Here is a 17,575-nt window from a genome sequence, read left to right as displayed (position 1 = left end):
CGCAGCTCGGCGGCCCGGCGCTCGGCGGCCCGCAGCTCGGCCGCTCGGCGCCTCGGCACCCGCAGCCGAACACTGAAATGTTAGATCTCACATCTTGCATTCCACCTGCCCGCTAAGCCGCCTTCGGGTGGGCGGCCCGCCGGTTCTCCCGCGCCAGCTCGACGGTCGTCGCAATGCGGCGCTGCCGGGTCTCCGGCCGCTTGGCCTTCGCGATCCATTCCAGGATCAACCGCCGCGACGAGGGCGGAAAGCCCTCGAAATGCCGCCGGGCCACCACATCCGCCTCGAAGGCATGCCCCAGGTCGGGCGGCACCACACCGTCCTGAGCCTCGGAAAGCACGTCCCAGGTCCCGGTCCGCCGGGCGAGCTCCACCATCGCCCGGCCCGACGGCGCCATCAACCCGGCCGAGGTCAGCCGCGCCACCCGTTCGCGGTTCACCCGGCTCCACGTGCTCGCCGCCTTCCGCGGCGTGAAGCACAGATACGTGCTCCCGGCGTCACGGCGCAGCGCCTTGCTGTCGATCCACCCGAAGCACAGCGCCTGCTCCATCGCCTCGTGGATCCCCACCCCGGGTTCCGGACTCCCCTTGCGCCGGATCACCAGCCACACCGACGTCTCCGTCCGGCCCGACGCCGCCAGCCACGCGCGCCAGCCTCCGGCCGACGTGACCTCCAGCACCGCGACACCTTCGATGTTGTCCATGCCCTCATCATCGGGGGTTAAGTGTTCATCTTCTGAGCACTTTCGGACGGGAACAATCGACGACCTCCCGGCGTAGCGTCCTGGTATGGAGACCCCGTTGAGCACCGACCGCCTCGTGATCCGGGACTGGACGGTGGACGACGCCGAAGCCGCGTTCGCCATCTACGGCGCGGAGGACGTCACGCACTGGCTGACCCCGGCCATGAACCGCGTGGGTGACATCGACGCGATGCGCGCGGTGCTGCAGGCCTGGCAGGAGGCACAGCCGAACCTGCCGCCGCCGCGCGGCCGCTGGGCCGTCGAGCGCAAGGAGGACGGCGCGGTGATCGGCGGCCTCGGCATCCGGCTGCTGCCGCCGTTCGAAGAGGACCTCGAGCTGAGCTGGCAGGTCAGCCCCAAGGCGTGGGGCCATGGCTACGCGTCGGAGGCGGCGACCGCGCTGATCGAGTGGGCGTTCACGCAGGACACCGAGGAGCTGTTCGCCGTCGCGCGGCCGAACAACACCCGGGCGATCGCGGTGGCCAAGCGGCTCGGCATGAACTGGGTCGGCGAGACGGACAAGTACTACAACCTGCGGCTCCAGGTCTACCGGATCCGGCAGACCGACCTCATCGGCTGACCGGCTCCGGCAGCACAACGCGGATTCCGCGGTGCCCGGCACGACCGGCGAGCCCGCAAGCCCTGCCGCCGGACCCGGGTTTCTGGCAAGGTCCGCCTCATGACCCGCCCCGAATCCGCCGCCGAGGTGTTCGACGCGCTCGGCACGGACTACGAACACGCCTTCCGCACCGCGACCGCGCAGCGGGCCGCGATCACCGATCTCCTGGCCGCCCTGCCTCCGCAGGCGAAGGTGCTCGACCTCGGCGCCGGCACCGGACGGCCGACCGCCGAACTCCTGGCCGCGGCCGGCCACGACGTGACCGGCTACGACGTCGCCCCGAAGATGGTCGAGATCGCCCGGAGCCAGGTGCCCGCCGCCCGGTTCGAACTCCGGGACATGCGCGAACTGTCCTTCGCGGACGGCATGTGGGACGCGATCACGGCGTTCTTCTCGATGCTGCAGTTGCCCCGGGCCGAGCAGGAAACCCTGATCGGGCGCCTCGCGGCGTGGCTGAAACCCGGCGGTCTGCTGCTCTTCGCCACCGTGCCCGCCGACGTCGACGGGGTCGACATCGTCTTCATGGGTCACTCCGTCCGCGCGAGCAGCTTCGCCGCCGGCGCGCTCAAGGAGCGGCTGCGGGCCGCCGGCCTCGAAATCGTCCGCGAGGACGAGGCGGAGTTCGTGCCCGACCACCCGGGCGCCGCAGCCGAGCCGCACGTCTACCTGACCGCGCGCAAGCCGGTCTGAGCCGGCGAGACCGTACGAAATCGATCATCCGACGGACATGAATTTTACTCAACTTCGTGCATGTCCGGGCGGCGGACCCGAGCTAAAGTGAGGGATGGGCATCGAAGCTCCCGCCAAGCCGGTCTCGCGCGAACACCGTGAGCTGGTGCGCGAGATGCTGGCCAGACTGCCCGAGTTCGCCGATCGCCTCGCCCGGTTGCTCGGCGAACAGGACGAGTTCTACCGGCAGATCGAAGCCGTCTCACCCGGCGAACTGCGGCAGGTCTGCCGCGCCAACCTCGAGCGCGCGCTCACCGCACTGGCCGAAGGCCGTGGCCTCGCACTCGACGCCGCCCGCAAGACCGGGCTCGTCCAGGCGCGCCGGGGCATTCCGCTGCCCGCCGTGCTGCGGGCGTTCCGGATCGGCGGCACCTTCATCTACGAAGCCCTGCTGGAGCTCGCCGGCCCGGAGTTCCTCAACCCGACCCGGACGATCGAGATCAACTCCTACGTCTGGAAGGCGATCGACTACTACTCGGAGGCGCTGGCCGCGGCGTACGAAGAGGTCGCGGCCGAGCCGTCGCACGCGAACGCGCGGCTGCTGGACGACCTGCTGCGCGGCCGGCTCACGAGCCAGGCGGACATGGAGTCCGCCGCGCGCGAGCTGGGCCTGCCGACCGCCGGCATGTTCGTCGCCGTGGTCACCGAACGCGTCGAGCCCGACGAGCAGGACTCCGTCGAGGCGCTCCTGCGGGCGCGGCGCTGGCGGTCGGCGTGGCGGCCCGGCGGCGAGGCGGGCCTGGTCGCGATCGACCGGATCGAGGACGTCCGGCGGCTGCGCGAAGTGCTGGGTTCGCTGCCCGTCGCGGCCGGGATGAGCAAGCCGTTCAGCGGGTTCCCCGACGTCCCGGACGCCCTGCACCGGGCCCGGATCGCCCGCCGCTCGCTGCCGTCGGCGACCGCGGGCGTGGTGGTGTTCGGCGATTCGCCGGTGACGACGCTGGTCGCCGCCGCGCCCGGGATGGCCCGCGACGTCGTGCGGTCCGCGCTGGCCGGCGTGCTCGCCCTGCCGGGTGCGGAACGCAAGGTCCTGCTCGACACGCTGCTGGCGTGGTTCGCCGGCCACGGCTCGGCGAAGGAAGCCGCGGACCGGTTGTTCGTGCACCCCAACACGGTCCGCTACCGGCTGCGGCGCGTGCAGGAGCTGACCAAGCGCGACCTCACCGACCCGGTGGACATCGGCGAGCTGTACGTCGCCCTGGAGTCGGTGCGCCTGGATCCGGGGCCGGACTGATCGCATTTCGATCACTACCGATTGACTTTCGATAGATACCCCGCGATAGTCGACGCATGGTTACCGAGAAGTGGGCCGTGCCCGCGCTCAGAGTGTTCCTCGTGGTGCTGTTCGGCGTCCTCGTCGTGTTCCAGACGCTGTCGCTGCCGGGCGGGATCGCCTACCACGTACAACAGAACCCGCACGACGCGCCGCTGCGCTGGCCGTTGACCGCCATCGCGGTGTTCCTGGTGCTGTGCGTCCAGGTGGTGGTCGTCGCGACCTGGAAGCTGCTGACCCTGGTCAAGAAGGACCGGATCTTCACCCCCGCGTCCCTGAAGTGGGTCGACGCGATCGTCTGGGCCGTGGCCGCCGCGTGGCTGGTGCTCGGCGGCATGCTGCTGTTCGTCGGCTTCAACGCGGACGACCCCGGGATGCCGATGCTGCTGTTCCTGGTGACCGTCGGCATCACCGTGATCGGGCTGCTGATGGTGGTCATGCGCGCCCTACTGCGGCAGGCCACCACGCTCCGGTCCGACCTGGAAGCGGTCATCTGATGCCGATCGTCGTGCGCATCGACGTCGAACTGGCTAAGCGCAAGATGAGCGTCGGGGAGTTCGCCGAGAAGGTCGGGCTCACGCCGGCCAACGTCGCCGTGCTGAAGAACGGCCGGGCCAAGGCGGTGCGCTTCAGCACGCTGGAAGCCATGTGCCGGGTGCTCGAATGCCAGCCCGGCGACCTGCTCGAATGGGTGGACGACGAGCGTTAGCCCAGGTCGGCGGGCCGCACGCGCAGCTTGGCGGCGATGCGGGCGAGCGCCTGCTGATCGGCGGCGGTGAGCGGGTCGAGCACGCCCACGACGCTGCGCACGTGCGTGGGCGCGGCCTCGACGACCTTCTCGAAACCGGCTTCGGTGAGGGCGACGAGGGTGTACCGGCCGTCCTCGGGGTCGGGCGAGCGCCGCACCCAGCCGCGCTGCTCGAACCGCTTTACCACGTTGGACAGCCGCGAGAGCGATCCGTTCGCGAGGTAAGCCAGCTCGCTCATCCGCAAGCGGCGCTCCGGCGCCTCCGAGACGTGGCTCAGCGTGAGGTATTCGAAGAGCGTCAGGCCCGCTTCGTGCTGCAACGGCGCCTCCAGCCGTCCCGGGAGCAGCAGGATGAGCGAGACCAGCCCGGTCCAGGCTTCCTTTTCGGCCGCGCTGAGCCAGCGCGGCTGGTCCGCGCCTTCGCCGCCGTGCTCGGTTTTGGCCATGCCGGAACCCTACCCAGCGCTCTATAACTTCACGCTTGAAGTAAAACCGTGTTAGGTTGACTTCAAGCGTGAAGTCAATCGAAGGGATCCTCATGCCCGAGTTCTTCGTCACCCCCGGCTACGGCCCGCGGCACCTCGCCGCCCTCCACTACAGCCAGGCGGTCCGGATCGGCGACCGCGTCGAAATCTCGGGCCAGGGCGGCTGGGACGATGACACCGTCTTCCCCGAGCACCTGGAAGACGAGATCGTCCAGGCGTTCGACAACGTCGAGCGCACGCTGGCCACCGCCGGCGCCACCTGGGCCGACGTCGTCGCCCTCGATTCGTTCCACGTCCCCACCGCGGACGACACCATCGGCGACGACCACACGCGGGTCATGGTGGAACAGCTCCGCAAGCGCATGGGCGACCGCGCGCCCATCTGGACCCAGATCGGCGTGGCCGCACTGGGTGCCCCGGGCATGCGCGTCGAGATCAGGGCGACGGCGGTCACCGGCCAAGGCTGAGCCGCACCACCCTCGGATGGTTCCCCGGCGCACGAGGGGGCGTGAGCTAAGCCGCGTCGGCCTCGACCAGGCGGGCCAGCTCCAGCAGCGTGCCCTCGAAACCCGGCCCCGCGGTCAGCGCCACCGTGAGGGGGCCTCCCCGCCGGTGCCGCCCGACCGGGAGCACCACCGCCGGTTCCGTCCACTGGGGACGGTCCACTCCGGCCGAGACGACGACGTCCGGGCGCACCGGTCGTCGGCGGCGGCCGCCCGCGTCGAGGTCGAGCACCACGTTGCCGTACAGGGAAAGCAGGGCGGCGACGTCCGCCACCGCGTCCCGCAGCTCGCGGTCGGCGATCGAGTCCGAGTGGGCGCCGATCGCCGGGCGGGGCGGCTCGGCGTCGCGGGCGAGGTGCGGCACGATCGCCGCGAGGTCGCCCGCGGCGCAGGTCAGCACCCGGATGCCGGGCACACCCGCCAAGGGGTCGGTGAGGCTGATCCCCGCACTCGCGGCGGCCGCCACGATCCGGGCGCGCCAACGCGCGGTCGCCGCGATGGCGACCTTCGAAGGGTCCTGCGACAAAAGGGGCTTTCTCCTTTGCGGTCCGGCGCGGCGGAGGGCGGATCGTCCGATGGTGGGCCCCTGCCCGTTGTGCCCGGGAACAAACATCTTTGGTCGCTTGGTCCGAACGGGGGTGTCCATGCCGCCTTCCGGTCGCACACGGTGTCTGTGACCGCCGGTCACACTTTGACGCGCGACGTGGCGCGGGCCACTATCCGGGCACCTGATTACCGCCGGGTAATTTGCGTGTCCGTAGTACGACCCAGGAGGACCGTTGCGACGAGCTTTCGGCCTGATCTTGCTGGCGCTGGGGGTTTTCGCGGTCGCCGGAGCGGTACTGCTGCCGACCTACGTCTACCCGAAGCTCGCCAAGGTGCCGCTCGACCAGGACTCGACGTCGGTGCTGGAAGGCACCGCGAGCAAGGTCCTCGCCGTGACCGACAAGGGCGCCGGCCCGGTCACCGAGATCCGTGAGAACGCGAAACTGACCGCGACCGGCCGCGTGCAGGCGAACTTCGCCCGGCCCGAGATGCACCAGGACACCGACTACGCGGTCTGGCTGCTCGCGGTGCAGGTCAAGGACGACGCCGACGGCACCGTGCTCAGCGCCAGCAAGCGGCAGGTCTGCTTCGACCGGCACACCTCCGAGGGCTACGACCCGCGCGGCGATGCCGACCCGAAGTGCACCCGCGAAAGCAGCTACGTCACCAAGCTCAAGGACAAGGCCGACCAGGACGGCCAGAAGCCGCCCGAGGAGAACGACTACAAGGCCCAGCCCGGCCTGAACTTCAAGTTCCCCTTCGGCACCGAGCAGAAGGACTACCAGGTCTACGACGACAACACCGGCAAGGCCGTCACCGCCCGGTTCACCGGCACCGAGACGGTGAACGGGATCGAGACCTACAAGTTCGTCCAGAACATCCCCGACACGAAGATCGACACGAAGTCGGTGCCCGGCTCGCTCGTCGGCGCCGCCGGGGCCAGCGTCGACGCCGAGCTGTTCTACCGCGGGGTCAACACCATGTGGGTGGAGCCGGTCACCGGGGTCGAGGTGAAGCAGCAGCAACAGCAGCACCAGGAACTGCGCACCGGCACCGGCGCCCCGACCGTCGTGTTCGACGGGACGCTGGCCTACAACGGCAAGACGATCGCGCAGATGGTCGACCAGGTCGACGCGAACAAGGGGAAGCTGGAGTTCCTGTCGAGCACCGGCCCGCTCTGGCTCGGCATCGGCGGCGGGGTGCTGATCCTCGTCGCGGTCTACCTGCTGGTCCGGCGCCGCCCGGCCGCACCGCCGCCCCCGCCGCGCCGGCGACGGGAACCGGTCGGAGCCGGACGCTGAGCCTTTCCGGTGGGTTCCGCCTCGGTTGTTACTGATCCGACCAACAGTAGGCCGACCCCCGCGCGGCACGTAACCGTTGCCACGAAGACATTCGGCCGTGGCTGTGGTCGGATCAGTAACGATCGGCACAGTACCGCTTCCGCAGTACCAGAACCAGATTCCAGGACGCTATTTCCCGCAGGCCGGGAACCCGCACGATCCACATCGCCCAGCTCGGGTGGTACCGCGGGTAACCGGCCACCAGGTCGGCGAGCGGCGTCGCCTTCGCCCAGCGAAGCGCGGCGCCGACCGAAACCGGGAAGAGGCTTTCCCCGAATTTGTTCTTCGGCTGCTTCCCCGTTTTCATCGCATAGCGCTTCCGGGCGTAGTGACCGCCGAGGAAATGCCACGGCGCGGTCTCGTGGCCGCCCCACGGCGAATACCACGGCGTGAACGACGCGAAGACCGTGCCGCCGGGCTTGGTCACCCGGCACATCTCGTCGAGCATGACCCACGGCTCACTGACGTGCTCCAGCACGTTCGACGAGTAGCAGACGTCCACGGATCCGCTGCGCACCGGCAGTTCCGTGCCGCTGGCGCGGATCATGTTCTCCCCCGGCTCACCGCGCGCGGACAGCTCGCCGACGTCCGGGTCCACGCCGAGGTAGACCGCGCCGGCCGCGCGGAACGCGTCGGAAAAATAGCCAGGGCCGCCGCCGACGTCGAGCACCGTGCGCCCGGACAGCGGAGTGTGCGCCGCCAATTGCCGGACGGAGTCGGCGGCGAGCGCGGAATAGAAGCCGTCCGGGTCCGTCTGTTCGGTGAGGAACGTCCGGAACAGGGACACGGACCGGCGGAGCGTGGCGCGATGCGGCTGGGCCGTCGCGACGGAAACCGGATTGCCTACCATTGAACCGTCGCTTTCCCGAATACGTTCATCTACTGTGTACGCACCAGTAACCTAGCACCGTCGCTACAGGTTGGATAACCCGATGGAACGTCCTCGTGTGCTCCTCGTCAACTGGCGGGACACCGGCCACCCCGAAGGCGGCGGCTCGGAGCGGTACGTCGAGCGCATGGCCGAAGGCCTGGCCGCAGCGGGGTACCGGGTCGAGATCCAGTGCGCCGCCTACCCGGGCGCGACCGCGGGCGAGTGGCGCGACGGTGTCCGCTACCGGCGGCGGGGCAACAAGTTCGGCGTCTACGCGCACGCGTTGCGCGCGATCCGCCGGGCCCGCGCCGACCTGGTGGTGGACGTGCAGAACGGCATGCCGTTCTTCGCCCGGCTGGTCGCCGGCTGCCCGGTGCTGGTGCTCGTGCACCACGTCCACAAGGAACAGTGGATCAGCGCGCTCGGCGAGACGCTGGGCCGGGTCGGCTGGTGGATCGAGTCGCGGCTCGCGCCGTGGCTGTTCCGCGGGTGCCGCTACGTCACGGTTTCCGAGGTCACGAAGGCGGAACTGGCGGAGCTGGGCATCGAACGCGAGCGCGTCACGGTGGTCCCGAACGGTCTCGACGCGCCCCCGCCGTGCACGTCCGAACGGGACGCTGAGCCCATGCTCGTCGCGGTGAGCAGGCTGGTGCCGCACAAGCGGATCGAGCACGCCATCGACGTCGTCGCGCGGCTCGCGCGGCGCTGGCCGTCCCTGCGGCTGGAAGTCGTCGGTCAGGGGCCGTGGGACGAGGTGCTGCGCGCCCACGCGGCTTCGCGCGGGGTCGCGGACCGGGTCGTCCTGCACGGCTGGGTCGATGAGCAGGCCAAGCACGAGATCCTCGCGCGGTCGTGGCTGCACCTGTGCCCGTCGGTCAAGGAGGGTTGGGGCATCGTCATCATGGAAGCCGCGGCGCACGGGGTGCCTTCGGTCGCCTACCGCGCCGCCGGCGGCGTCACCGAGTCCATCGTGGACGGCCGCACCGGCCTGCTCGCCGACGACTTCGACGATTTCACCGCCCGGGTCGACGGCCTGCTCGCCGACGGGCTGCGGCGTGCGGAGATGGGCCTGGCGGGCGCGGAGCGGGCCGGGAAGTACAGCTGGGACTCGAGTGCCGGGCAGTTCGAATCACTCGTGCGGGACGTCTCCGGCCGGTCCGCGCCCCGCCCGCGCCTCCTGCTCGGACACCGCCTGGTCGGACACCGGCCGCTCGGACACCGCCTGGTCCCGTACCGCGTCCCGGAACCCGGCCAGCAGCCGGGCGGCGGCGAGGGCGTCGAAGTCCTTGCGGCGGGCGCGCACGGTCACGGTGGTGGTGCCGCCGGTGGTCGCCGCGCCGAACGCCACGCCTGACCGCCCGCTCGCGGCCGGGTAGAACGCCAGCGACCGCACGGTGTCCCCGGTGGACACCAGGCCGAGGTTGGACACCAGGAACGTCGAGCCGAGCCTGCTCGCCAGCAGCCGGGTGCCCAGCCGGGCGAGCCGGCTGCTGCGCGCGGGAAAATCCGGTTCCGGCGGCTGGGCGGCCAGCACGGTGGCGACGTCTGCGGCGTGGCCGAGCCGCAGCCGGAAGAACGCGCTGTCGTGCACCGGTTCCGGTGCGGTGCCGGGCCTCCGCGACGCGCCCAGGGCCGCCACGACCCGGGCGGTGCGGGCGCCGTGCGCGCGGTTCCAGCGTTCGGTGGCGCGGGCGGCGGCCGCGACGAACCCCGCGGCCCCCAGCCGCAGCCGCGGCTCGTGGTGCGCCACGAAGACGTCTCCCGCGGCCTCCCGCTCGCGGTCGGGGGTGATCCGGCCCGGTGGCGCGAAAAGCGCCTCGGCGAGCCGCTGGACCGCCGAAAGGGCAAAGGGTTTGCCGCCCGCGCGGTCGCCGATCCCGGCCGCACCCGAGGAAACCGGGACGTCGAGGAGGATGCCGAGCAGGGACAGCAGGCCGAGGCCGTCGAGGGCGCCGTGGTGCGCGGCGACGAGCAAGGTGGGCCCGCCGGCGCAGACGGCCACGCGGACCAGCGGTGCGGCGCGCTCGTAAGGCGCGGAAGCGAAGTGGTCGCGGACAGCAGGCAGTTCCGCCGGAGTGGTGCGCACGATTTCGGGCACCGCGCCGAGGTGCGGGTACTGCCGGCTCGCGGCCGCCAGCCGCGCCCGGAGCTCCTCCGGTTCCGGCGCGGCCGCGCCGAGTTCCGCTTCGAGGAGGATGCTCCAGGAAACGGTGGGGTCGCCGTAGAGCCCGACGACGCGGTGGGCGTGGTCGGAGGCGAGCCGGGTCACCGCGTCAGCGGTCCCCGTAGAGCTTGAGCGGGTGGTCGGCAGGGTTGTACTTGACCTGCGCGTTGAGCTTCTGCTGCACCGGGGCGGAGGTGTCCGGGTCGGCCCCCTTGATGAGGGCGTAACCCGCTCCGGTCGCCACCCCGCCGCCGATGATGACGGCGACGACTGCGCCGATGACCGTGCCCACGTGTCACTCCTTCCGCGGCGGGGAACTCCTGCCGCGGCCCAATGTACGCATCGGTAACATGCGGCACAACAGTGCGACGCACAGCAACGTGAGCGCTACTCCGTTCGCCAGCAAGGCGGGCGTCCACGAGATCGCTTTCACCGCGGGCACACCCGGTGTCCGGTACAGCGTCAGCCATTCACCCGACCACACCTGCGTGGTCCCGGCGAGCAACCGCGGGTCGACGTAGCCGGGTGTCCCGTGTTCGACGAGGATCCAGCCGATGCCGGCCGCGGTGAGCTCGCGCGCGGACGTCGCGGCCCGGACGTCCCCGATCCTCGGGTCCTCACCGGCGATGCGCTCGGCGCCGACCTGCAGGGTGTCGTCCATCAGCACGGGTTTCGGCAGCGCGCGCGGCGCCGGGTCGAGCTGGGTGCGGCCGTCGTTCCACGCGAACCCGCGGAACGCCGAGAGCGGCAACGCCAGCACGTCGCCGGGCCGGTCACCGAGCTTTTCGGACACGGCCTGCCAGTCGGCCGGGTACTGCGCGGTGCCGAGCCGTCCCCAGCCGCCCCACGCCAGGTCGGGCATGGTGAGCAGCGGGAAGACGGCCGCCGCCGTCGCCAGGGCGATGCGTCCCCGCGCGGTCTTCAGTCTCGCCGCGGCGGCTTCGACGGCCAGCGCGAAACCCAGTGCGAGCGGCAAGGCCCACCACGCCACCCACTTCTGGGCGTCGCGCAGCAGTCCGGCGCCGGGCACGTACCGCGTGGCGGCGGTGAGCAGTGCCTCGCCGCCCGGCAACGTCGCCAGCGACGCCAGGAACACGCCCAGGACGCCGAGGAGGCACAACGACCGGGCCGGCGCCTTGCCCCACCTCCTCGTGAGCGGCCGGAACCCGGCGACCGCGAGGGCGACGACGACGAGGGTCAGCACCGGGACCAGCGGCACGGCCCGGCTGCCGGGCACCGTTTCGGCGTTCCAGATGCCGCCCAGCCCCAGCACGCTGAGCACGGCGGGGCCCCAGCTTTCGGCGCGGGCGCTGAACGCCATGACACCGCCGGGGTCGGAGAAGGTGCCGCCGGCGTTGAGGAACGTCGGCACCAGCCAGGGCAGGTTGAGCACGATGGCGAGCGGAATCGTCTGCCAGAGCCGGCGGGAACCGGTGGCCACGACCAGCACGGCGGCCGCGAGGACACCACCCGGCGGGGTCAGGACGGCCGGTGCGGCGGCGATCACCAGCTTCGGCAGGGAATTCGGTTCGTGCGTCCGCGCGGCGAGCCCGGCTTTGACGATCCAGGGCAGGCACGCGTAGGTCAGCAGCAGCGGCCAGTGCCCGATGAACAGCCGCTCCGCGACGTACGGCGTCCAGGCGTAAGCCGTCGCGGCGACGAGCCGGGTGCCCAGCTGCTCGGTCGGGACGAGCCGTCCCGCACCGAAGGCGGCGAAGAAGATGGCCAGCAGCAGGACCATCTTCTGGACGAGGTCACCCGGCAGCACGGTCGTGGCGAGCGCGACGGCGGCGTCGGCGGGGACCGACCGCGGCAGCGTGCTGCCGAGCCCGAAGGCGTCCGGCACGAAGTACTGGCGTGGCGCGAACACCATGTCGTAGCTCAGGACGAACCCGCGGCCGAGCAAGGGCGCGCAGACGGCGAACGCCAGTCCCGCGGACAGGACGGGGAGCGCGAGCCGCCTGACCGGTGCGTCCACTGCCCTTCCTTTCCCTGGCCCGCGCGGTTAGGGTGCCTGGTCATTACCCGCCGGTAATGGGAGCCCGTCGTTGAGCGTAGACACCGAAGTCCCGGCCCGGACCGGCAACCGGGTCGCGGCGATCCTCGTCTCGCTCGCGCTCGCGGGCAACAACGCGGCCAGTTACGTGCTGAGCCTGGCGGCCGCGCGGCTCCTCGCGCCCGGCGCGTTCGGGGAACTGAGCTCGCTGCTGGCGGTGCTGGTGATCGGCGTCGTCCCGGCGATGGGCCTGCAGACGGTGGTGGCCCTGCGGGTGGCCCGCTCGCCCGCGCCGCACACCGGATCGCTGTTCGCTCTGGGCCTGATGACGAGCGCGATCGTCGCGACGGCGGCGTTGACGCTCAGCCCGCTGCTGGTGCTCCTGCTGCACCTGGGTTCGCTGGCGCCGGCCCTGCTGGTGACGGCCGCGCTGGGGCCGTTGACGCTGCTGGGGCTGTTCCACGGTCTCCTGCAGGGCAGCCACCGGTTCGCGACGCTGGCCGGGCTGATCGCGCTGGAGGGGGCCGGCAAGGTCGGCGGATCGCTGGTGGGGCTGGTGGTCTCGGGGACGCCCACCGGGGCGCTGGCCGGGGCCGCGCTCGGTTCGCTGGTGGTGGTCGCGGCGGGCTGGCAGATCTGCGGCCGCCCGCGTCCCCGCTGGGCCGACCGCCACGGCGGCGAGGTGCTCCACACCGCGCAGGCGATGCTGGCGCTGGTGCTGCTGGTGAACCTGGACCTGGTCCTGGCGAGGCACACGCTGCCGGCCGGTTCGGCGGGGGAATACGCGCTGGGCTCGATCGTCACGAAGATCGCGTACTGGCTGCCGCAGGCGGTCGGGGTGCTGGTGCTCCCCCGGTTCGCCGTCTCCGATCGCCGCCGCCGCGTCCTGCCGGTGGCGCTGGCGGTGTGCGCCTGCCTCGACGCCGTGGTGCTGCTGGTTTCCCTGGTGCTGGGCCCTTCGTTGCTCACGGTGATCGGCGGCGCGCGGTACGCCGGGAGCACGCTGCCGGTGTGGCCGTTCGCGCTGGCGGGGTCGATGCTGGCGTTGGTCCAGATCCTGCTGTACGCGCGCCTGGCCGACGGCGACCGCCGCGTGACGGTCCTGATGTGGTCGGCGGTCGGCGTGGAGGCGTTGCTGATCACGACGTGGCTCCACGGCTCGGCCACCCAGGTCGTCACGGCGGCGGCCTGCTGCGCGGGCGGGCTCGCGGTGGCGGGCGCACTCCTGGAACTCCGCCCCCACCACCCACGTAACCCAACCCGAACCCCACGTGACCAGCCCCGGATCCCACGTGATTGAACCCGGATCTCACGTGATTGAGGCCGTAACTCGCGTGATTAAGGCCGTAACTCGCGAGATACGGGCCTGGTCACGCGAGATACGGGCCTGGTCACGCGAGATACGGGCCTGGTCACGCGAGATACGGGTCTGATCCACGCGAGATACGGGTCTGATCCACGCGAGATACGGGTCTGATCACGGGGGTTACGGGGTTGGTTCTGTGGGGTTTTCCTTGCGGGTGAACCAGTCCACGCACGTGGCCACCGTGGCCGCCGCGGCCAGCAGGAGGGCCGCCTGGGTTATCGGGCCGTAGGCCCACTCCTGGCCGTGGCCCAGGATGCGGCCCGTCACCGAGACGGCCGCCGCCACCGCCATGCCGCCGAACGCCAGGTACCGGGGGGCCCGCTCGGAGAACTGGCGGGCCAGCAGACACGCGATCAGCAGCACCACCGGCAGCATCCCGCCCAGCGCCACCAGCAGCCCGATCAGCACCACCGGCACCACGGCCCCGCCACCCGCCGAGATCGTGAAGCGCCGCCGGTGGGCCGGCCACGCCACGCCCACCAGGAGCAGCAGCACCGCCGCCGCGCCGATCAGCAAGCTCAGGCGGTAGTGCGCGTCGGGGGTGAACGACAGGGACACCACGCCGCCCGCGCCCGCCGGGACGATCCACGCCTGCTGCCAGCCGTCCACCCGGGTGCGCGTCAGCTGCTGACCGTCCAAAGTGGCTTCCCAGCCCGCGTTCGCGTTCTCCGGGACCGCCAGCACCGCCTCCGCACCCGGCCCCACCGTCACCGACCGCGACGTCGCGTCCCAGTCGCCCACCTGCACCGCGCGGTGCGCCGGCGGCGTGGCCGCGGCGTGCGCCGGGCGCAGCCACAGGTCCTGGACCACGAACGACTCCGACCGGTCCGTCCGCAGCTCGTGCCCGCCCGCCGGCAGCGCGATGCCGCCCTCGGAGTCCCGGCACATCCCCAGCGCCAGCGGCCGGTGCGCGGTGATGTCGGAGAGCGTGCCCCGCACCGACGTCCGGTAGTCCAGGCCGTCGAGGTGGACGTTCGGCCCCGACCCGCACGGCACGGTGAACGCCGGATCCGGCCCGGGCAGCAAGCCGGGAGTGCCGGACAGCTCCAGGCTCCCGATGCCCACCACCGCGCGGGCCGCGGGATCGTCGTCGTCGCCCGGCAGCACGATCTGCAGCTGGTCGGTGTCCAGGGGTTCGAAGGACGCGGACCCGTTCGCGTCGAGCTGCACCGTCCGCGTCCCCGACCGGCCGGTCAGCTCCACCTGCCGGGGCGCGCCGGCCCCACCGGCCGGGGAAACCCCGATGCGCAGCCCGGAAATCCGCTTCGGTGCCGGCCACCCGAGGGTCAGCGCCGGACGCAGGTCGGTGACGTCGGGGCGCCACGTCGTGCCCGGATCGCCGTCCACCGCCGCGAACCCGCCCGCCGCCGGGTCGCCGCCGAGCTGCGACGTCGACGCCACGGTGACCCCGGGCAGCTGCACCGGGTTCTTGCCGCCGCCCGCCGGCAGCACCGAGCCGCCGACCAGGTACGTCTCCTCGGCCGGGGTGCTGAACAGCCGCCGGATCCCGTCGGGCTCCTCGCCGTCGCGGGCGGCGAAGGCGTCGCACCGCACGGCGCCTTCGGCCGGCAGGCACGCGTACCGCGGCTGCGCGCCGCGCGTGAACGCGAACCCGGGCGCCGGGCCGGCCGGCAGGTCCGCGGGCACCTCCAGGGCACGCTGCGGCTCGGTGCCCGGGATCTTCAGCTCGGCGATGCCGACGTTCCCGTCCTGCCGCCCGACCACCAGCGACAGCAGCGTGATCCGCACCTTGCGCGTGACCCCGGCGGCCACCGGGTAGTCGTGCGGCCCGGCGCCGCGGATCACCTGCTGGTCGACCGAGCCGTTGTCGGTGGTGATCCGGATCCGCGTGGCCGGCCAGCCCACCCGGAGGTCGTCCACCATCTGCAGGTCCACCGAGTTCACCAGCCGCGGGGTGTCGAGCTCCACCTCGAGCCACTGGCCGATCGGCCCGGTGAACGACGACGAGTGCCACGCCGTGCGCGGGTCGCCGTCGATCGCGGCGAACGGCTGGTGCCCCGGATCGGACCCGCCGAAGGCGTCGGCGAACGACGCCGCCGTGGACGCCGTCACCGACCGGATGCCGCGGTAGGCGGCCACGGTCTGGTGCTCCGCGCCCGGGAACGGCAGCACGTCACCCGCCGCGCGTTGCTGGCGGTAGGCCTCGCCGGCGGTCAGGGTCTGGCTGAGGTTGTCGCGGACGCCGCCGACGTTCCGCTCGGCCCGGCGCAGGCCGTCGGTCACCAGCCGCGGGCCGCCGGGCGAGCCGCCGTCGCCGGTGAGCACGGTCGGGGTCGCCGGGTCGAGCTGGCCGGAGCCGAGCAGCGGCAGCAGGTTCTCCGGGCCGCCGCTGACCGTCGGGACGTCCTTGGTGGCCGTCGCGGTGGCGAGCGGCACCGGCTGCGCGACCTCGTAGACTTCGAGGGGGCCGAATTCCGTCGCCTTGGTGATGCCGGGCGAACCGGCCAGCCCGGCGCGCAGGGTTGCGACGGGCGGAGCCGCGGTCCGCTCGCGGTCGATGTCCTTGCGCAGCAGCAGGAACCGGTACCCGGAGCGCGCGAGCAGCGCGGCGAGCCCGGGGTCGCCGCGGCCGTCGGCGAGGGCCGCGTCCACGGAGTCCATCAGCCGCGTGTTCCCTTCGGACCCCAGCGGCACCTGGTTGCGGACCGCCCACGGGCTCCTCGCGATCGCCTGCGCGGGCTCGTCGACCGTGCGGCCCCAGTCGTACTCGCCGAACCCGGTGGCCGGCAGCAGCAGCGTCCGCGCGTTCGGATCGGCCTTGGCGACGTAACCCATCGCGTCGTACCAGTAGCCGGGCACCTCGTCCCAGCCCGGGCCGGACCGCAGGTTCAGCAGCCACGCGGGCGCGGCCATCACCAGCACCAGCAGCAGGCCCAGCGCGGGCCGCAGGAAGCGCCGCGGCGACCGCACCGGGCTGGAGATGCCGTGCACGAACGCCAGCATCAGCGGCAGCCGCAGCACGGGCTCGAACTTGTGCACGTTGCGCAGCGGCGCGAGCGGCCCGTCGAGCAGGTGCCGGACCTGTTCGGCGAGCGGGCTGTCGAGCGTGCCGACGTAGCCGATGGTCAGCAGGGTCAGCCCGGTCACCACGCCGAGCACCAGGAACCGCCGCTCCGGCAGGCCGCGCCGGGTCAGCCCGAGCAGGCCGACGCCGGCGACGAGCCCGGTCGCGAGCATCAGCACCGGGTTGTCGATTAGCGACCAGCCGCCGGGCCACCACGGCGTCCCCTGCACGACGTACGCGACCCACTGGTTGGTCCCGCGCAGCACCTCGAACAGCGACATCGGCGCGGTGGTGTTCGTCGCGGACTCGATGTAGTCCAGGAACGGCAGGCTGTACTCGCCGAGCAGCAGCAGCGGCAGGATCCACCACAGCGTCGCCCCGACGACGAAGACGAACCACCACAGCACCAGCTCGACGTGCGCCCGCGTCCAGCGGCGGGTCAGCAGCCACAGTCCCGGCAGGACGAGGGCCATCACGACCATCGCGCCGTTGACGCCGCCCATGCAGAGCACGGCCAGCGCGGACAGCCCGGCGGCCCGCCGGGGCGAGCCGATCGCCCCGGCCCGCACGAGCGGCACCAGGACCCACGGCAGCAGCACCGCGGGCAGCATTTCCGCGGACAGGCCACCGATTTCGGTCAGCATGCGCGGCGCGAGCGCGTACCCGAGCGCGCCGATCAGCCGCGTGCGCTCGGTGCCGATCTTCATCGCCCGCACCAGCAGCAGGGCGCCGCCGAACGCGGCCGAAAGCAGGATCGCGCCCCACAGCCGTTGCGCGATCCACGCGGGCACGCCCGCGGCCTGGCACAGCGCGAAGAACGGGCCCATCGGGAAGAGGTAGCCGTACGCCTGGTTCTGCAGCTCTCCGGCCGTCGCCTGCGGGTTCCACAGGTGCAGGGCGCGGCCGAGGAAGGCGAGCGGGTCGACGGCGAGGTCCAGCTTGGTGTCGAACGTCGTCTTCCCCGGCATCTGCAGGAATGACAACGTGGTCAGCGCCAGCACGATCCAGGTGCTCGGCCGGCGGACGAACGCACCCGGGGAGAACGTCCGGTCGCGGTCCGAAGGCGGGGCGTCGTCCCGGGTCCGTTCGCGGGTGCTGGTTACCATCCGGTAGATACTAAGCCGAAACCTGGCTACGATGTGCCGACGATTTTCCCGAGCTCAGGCAG

Annotated in this window: 16 protein-coding genes; 9 read left to right on the top strand and 7 right to left on the bottom strand. The window is 72.0% G+C overall.

The features are described 5' to 3' along the window. Positions 1 to 112: 112 nt before the first annotated feature. Positions 113 to 703, bottom strand: a complete 591-nt coding sequence (locus AB0M80_RS07135; protein ID WP_364560059.1) for a YdeI/OmpD-associated family protein — start codon at positions 701 to 703, stop codon at positions 113 to 115. Positions 704 to 788: 85 nt separating this feature from the next. Between AB0M80_RS07135 and AB0M80_RS07130 the strand changes: the two genes are divergently transcribed. The 5 genes from AB0M80_RS07130 (at position 789) to AB0M80_RS07110 (ending at position 4,072) form a co-directional block, all read left to right on the top strand. Further along, complete coding sequence (locus AB0M80_RS07130) at positions 789 to 1,322, top strand: GNAT family N-acetyltransferase (protein ID WP_364560056.1); 534 nt, start codon at positions 789 to 791, stop codon at positions 1,320 to 1,322. A 99-nt stretch (positions 1,323 to 1,421) separates the two neighbouring features. Then, positions 1,422 to 2,051 carry a class I SAM-dependent methyltransferase gene (locus AB0M80_RS07125; RefSeq protein ID WP_364560054.1) on the top strand — a complete coding sequence of 210 codons (630 nt, stop codon included), beginning with the start codon at positions 1,422 to 1,424 and terminating at the stop codon, positions 2,049 to 2,051. Positions 2,052 to 2,145: 94 nt separating this feature from the next. Further along, the gene (locus AB0M80_RS07120; protein ID WP_364560051.1) at positions 2,146 to 3,324 is read left to right on the top strand and encodes a helix-turn-helix domain-containing protein; all 1,179 of its coding nucleotides are present in this window, start codon (positions 2,146 to 2,148) and stop codon (positions 3,322 to 3,324) included. A gap of 56 nt (positions 3,325 to 3,380) precedes the next feature. Further along, the gene (locus AB0M80_RS07115; RefSeq protein ID WP_364560049.1) at positions 3,381 to 3,860 is read left to right on the top strand and encodes a DUF2975 domain-containing protein; all 480 of its coding nucleotides are present in this window, start codon (positions 3,381 to 3,383) and stop codon (positions 3,858 to 3,860) included. Next, positions 3,860 to 4,072, top strand: a complete 213-nt coding sequence (locus tag AB0M80_RS07110) for a helix-turn-helix transcriptional regulator (protein WP_360281008.1) — start codon at positions 3,860 to 3,862, stop codon at positions 4,070 to 4,072. Before AB0M80_RS07115 ends, AB0M80_RS07110 begins: the two co-directional genes overlap by 1 nt. Here the strand turns inward: AB0M80_RS07110 and AB0M80_RS07105 are convergent. After that, complete coding sequence (locus AB0M80_RS07105; protein ID WP_364560046.1) at positions 4,069 to 4,557, bottom strand: MarR family transcriptional regulator; 489 nt, start codon at positions 4,555 to 4,557, stop codon at positions 4,069 to 4,071. The genes AB0M80_RS07110 and AB0M80_RS07105 overlap by 4 nt on opposite strands. Before the next feature lie 92 nt (positions 4,558 to 4,649). Between AB0M80_RS07105 and AB0M80_RS07100 the strand changes: the two genes are divergently transcribed. Beyond that, a complete protein-coding gene (locus tag AB0M80_RS07100) occupies positions 4,650 to 5,063 on the top strand; it encodes a RidA family protein (RefSeq protein WP_364560378.1) in 414 nt (137 codons plus the stop codon). Between the two features lie 46 nt (positions 5,064 to 5,109). On the opposite strand, the gene AB0M80_RS07095 is transcribed toward AB0M80_RS07100, so the two are convergent. Then, a complete protein-coding gene (locus AB0M80_RS07095) occupies positions 5,110 to 5,625 on the bottom strand; it encodes a hypothetical protein (RefSeq protein WP_364560044.1) in 516 nt (171 codons plus the stop codon). Between the two features lie 253 nt (positions 5,626 to 5,878). On the opposite strand from AB0M80_RS07095, the gene AB0M80_RS07090 reads away from it, so the two are divergent. After that, positions 5,879 to 6,946: a DUF3068 domain-containing protein gene (locus AB0M80_RS07090; protein ID WP_364560042.1), complete on the top strand. Its 1,068-nt coding sequence runs from the start codon at positions 5,879 to 5,881 to the stop codon at positions 6,944 to 6,946. Positions 6,947 to 7,058: 112 nt separating this feature from the next. Here the strand turns inward: AB0M80_RS07090 and AB0M80_RS07085 are convergent, their stop codons facing one another. Then, complete coding sequence (locus AB0M80_RS07085) at positions 7,059 to 7,772, bottom strand: class I SAM-dependent methyltransferase (protein WP_364560041.1); 714 nt, start codon at positions 7,770 to 7,772, stop codon at positions 7,059 to 7,061. A 160-nt stretch (positions 7,773 to 7,932) separates the two neighbouring features. Here AB0M80_RS07085 and AB0M80_RS07080 point away from each other — a divergent pair, with 160 nt between their 5' ends. Beyond that, complete coding sequence (locus AB0M80_RS07080; RefSeq protein ID WP_364560375.1) at positions 7,933 to 9,210, top strand: glycosyltransferase family 4 protein; 1,278 nt, start codon at positions 7,933 to 7,935, stop codon at positions 9,208 to 9,210. Positions 9,211 to 10,129: 919 nt separating this feature from the next. On the opposite strand, the gene AB0M80_RS07075 is transcribed toward AB0M80_RS07080, so the two are convergent. Continuing rightward, a complete protein-coding gene (locus tag AB0M80_RS07075) occupies positions 10,130 to 10,312 on the bottom strand; it encodes a hypothetical protein (RefSeq protein WP_364560038.1) in 183 nt (60 codons plus the stop codon). A 3-nt stretch (positions 10,313 to 10,315) separates the two neighbouring features. Next, a complete protein-coding gene (locus AB0M80_RS07070) occupies positions 10,316 to 11,998 on the bottom strand; it encodes a hypothetical protein (protein WP_364560036.1) in 1,683 nt (560 codons plus the stop codon). Positions 11,999 to 12,068: 70 nt separating this feature from the next. On the opposite strand from AB0M80_RS07070, the gene AB0M80_RS07065 reads away from it, so the two are divergent. Next, complete coding sequence (locus tag AB0M80_RS07065) at positions 12,069 to 13,316, top strand: polysaccharide biosynthesis protein (protein ID WP_364560035.1); 1,248 nt, start codon at positions 12,069 to 12,071, stop codon at positions 13,314 to 13,316. A 186-nt stretch (positions 13,317 to 13,502) separates the two neighbouring features. On the opposite strand, the gene AB0M80_RS07060 is transcribed toward AB0M80_RS07065, so the two are convergent. After that, positions 13,503 to 17,513: an alpha-(1->3)-arabinofuranosyltransferase gene (locus AB0M80_RS07060; protein ID WP_364560032.1), complete on the bottom strand. Its 4,011-nt coding sequence runs from the start codon at positions 17,511 to 17,513 to the stop codon at positions 13,503 to 13,505. Positions 17,514 to 17,575: the final 62 nt, after the last annotated feature.

The organism is Amycolatopsis sp. NPDC051045 (assembly GCF_040682955.1).
Taxonomy (GTDB): domain Bacteria; phylum Actinomycetota; class Actinomycetes; order Mycobacteriales; family Pseudonocardiaceae; genus Amycolatopsis.
This window is presented reverse-complemented; position numbering and strand designations above follow the sequence as displayed.

Excerpts from the sequence above, each read along its gene's own strand:
- AB0M80_RS07120 (WP_364560051.1), top strand. The coding sequence starts at position 2,146 with ATGGGCATCGAAGCTCCCGCCAAGCCGGTCTCGCGCGAACACCGTGAG.
- AB0M80_RS07125 (WP_364560054.1), top strand. The coding sequence starts at position 1,422 with ATGACCCGCCCCGAATCCGCCGCCGAGGTGTTCGACGCGCTCGGCACG.
- AB0M80_RS07115 (WP_364560049.1), top strand. The coding sequence starts at position 3,381 with ATGGTTACCGAGAAGTGGGCCGTGCCCGCGCTCAGAGTGTTCCTCGTG.
- AB0M80_RS07130 (WP_364560056.1), top strand. The coding sequence starts at position 789 with ATGGAGACCCCGTTGAGCACCGACCGCCTCGTGATCCGGGACTGGACG.
- AB0M80_RS07100 (WP_364560378.1), top strand. The coding sequence starts at position 4,650 with ATGCCCGAGTTCTTCGTCACCCCCGGCTACGGCCCGCGGCACCTCGCC.
- AB0M80_RS07110 (WP_360281008.1), top strand. The coding sequence starts at position 3,860 with ATGCCGATCGTCGTGCGCATCGACGTCGAACTGGCTAAGCGCAAGATG.
- AB0M80_RS07060 (WP_364560032.1), bottom strand. The coding sequence starts at position 17,513 with ATGGTAACCAGCACCCGCGAACGGACCCGGGACGACGCCCCGCCTTCG.
- AB0M80_RS07105 (WP_364560046.1), bottom strand. The coding sequence starts at position 4,557 with ATGGCCAAAACCGAGCACGGCGGCGAAGGCGCGGACCAGCCGCGCTGG.
- AB0M80_RS07135 (WP_364560059.1), bottom strand. The coding sequence starts at position 703 with ATGGACAACATCGAAGGTGTCGCGGTGCTGGAGGTCACGTCGGCCGGA.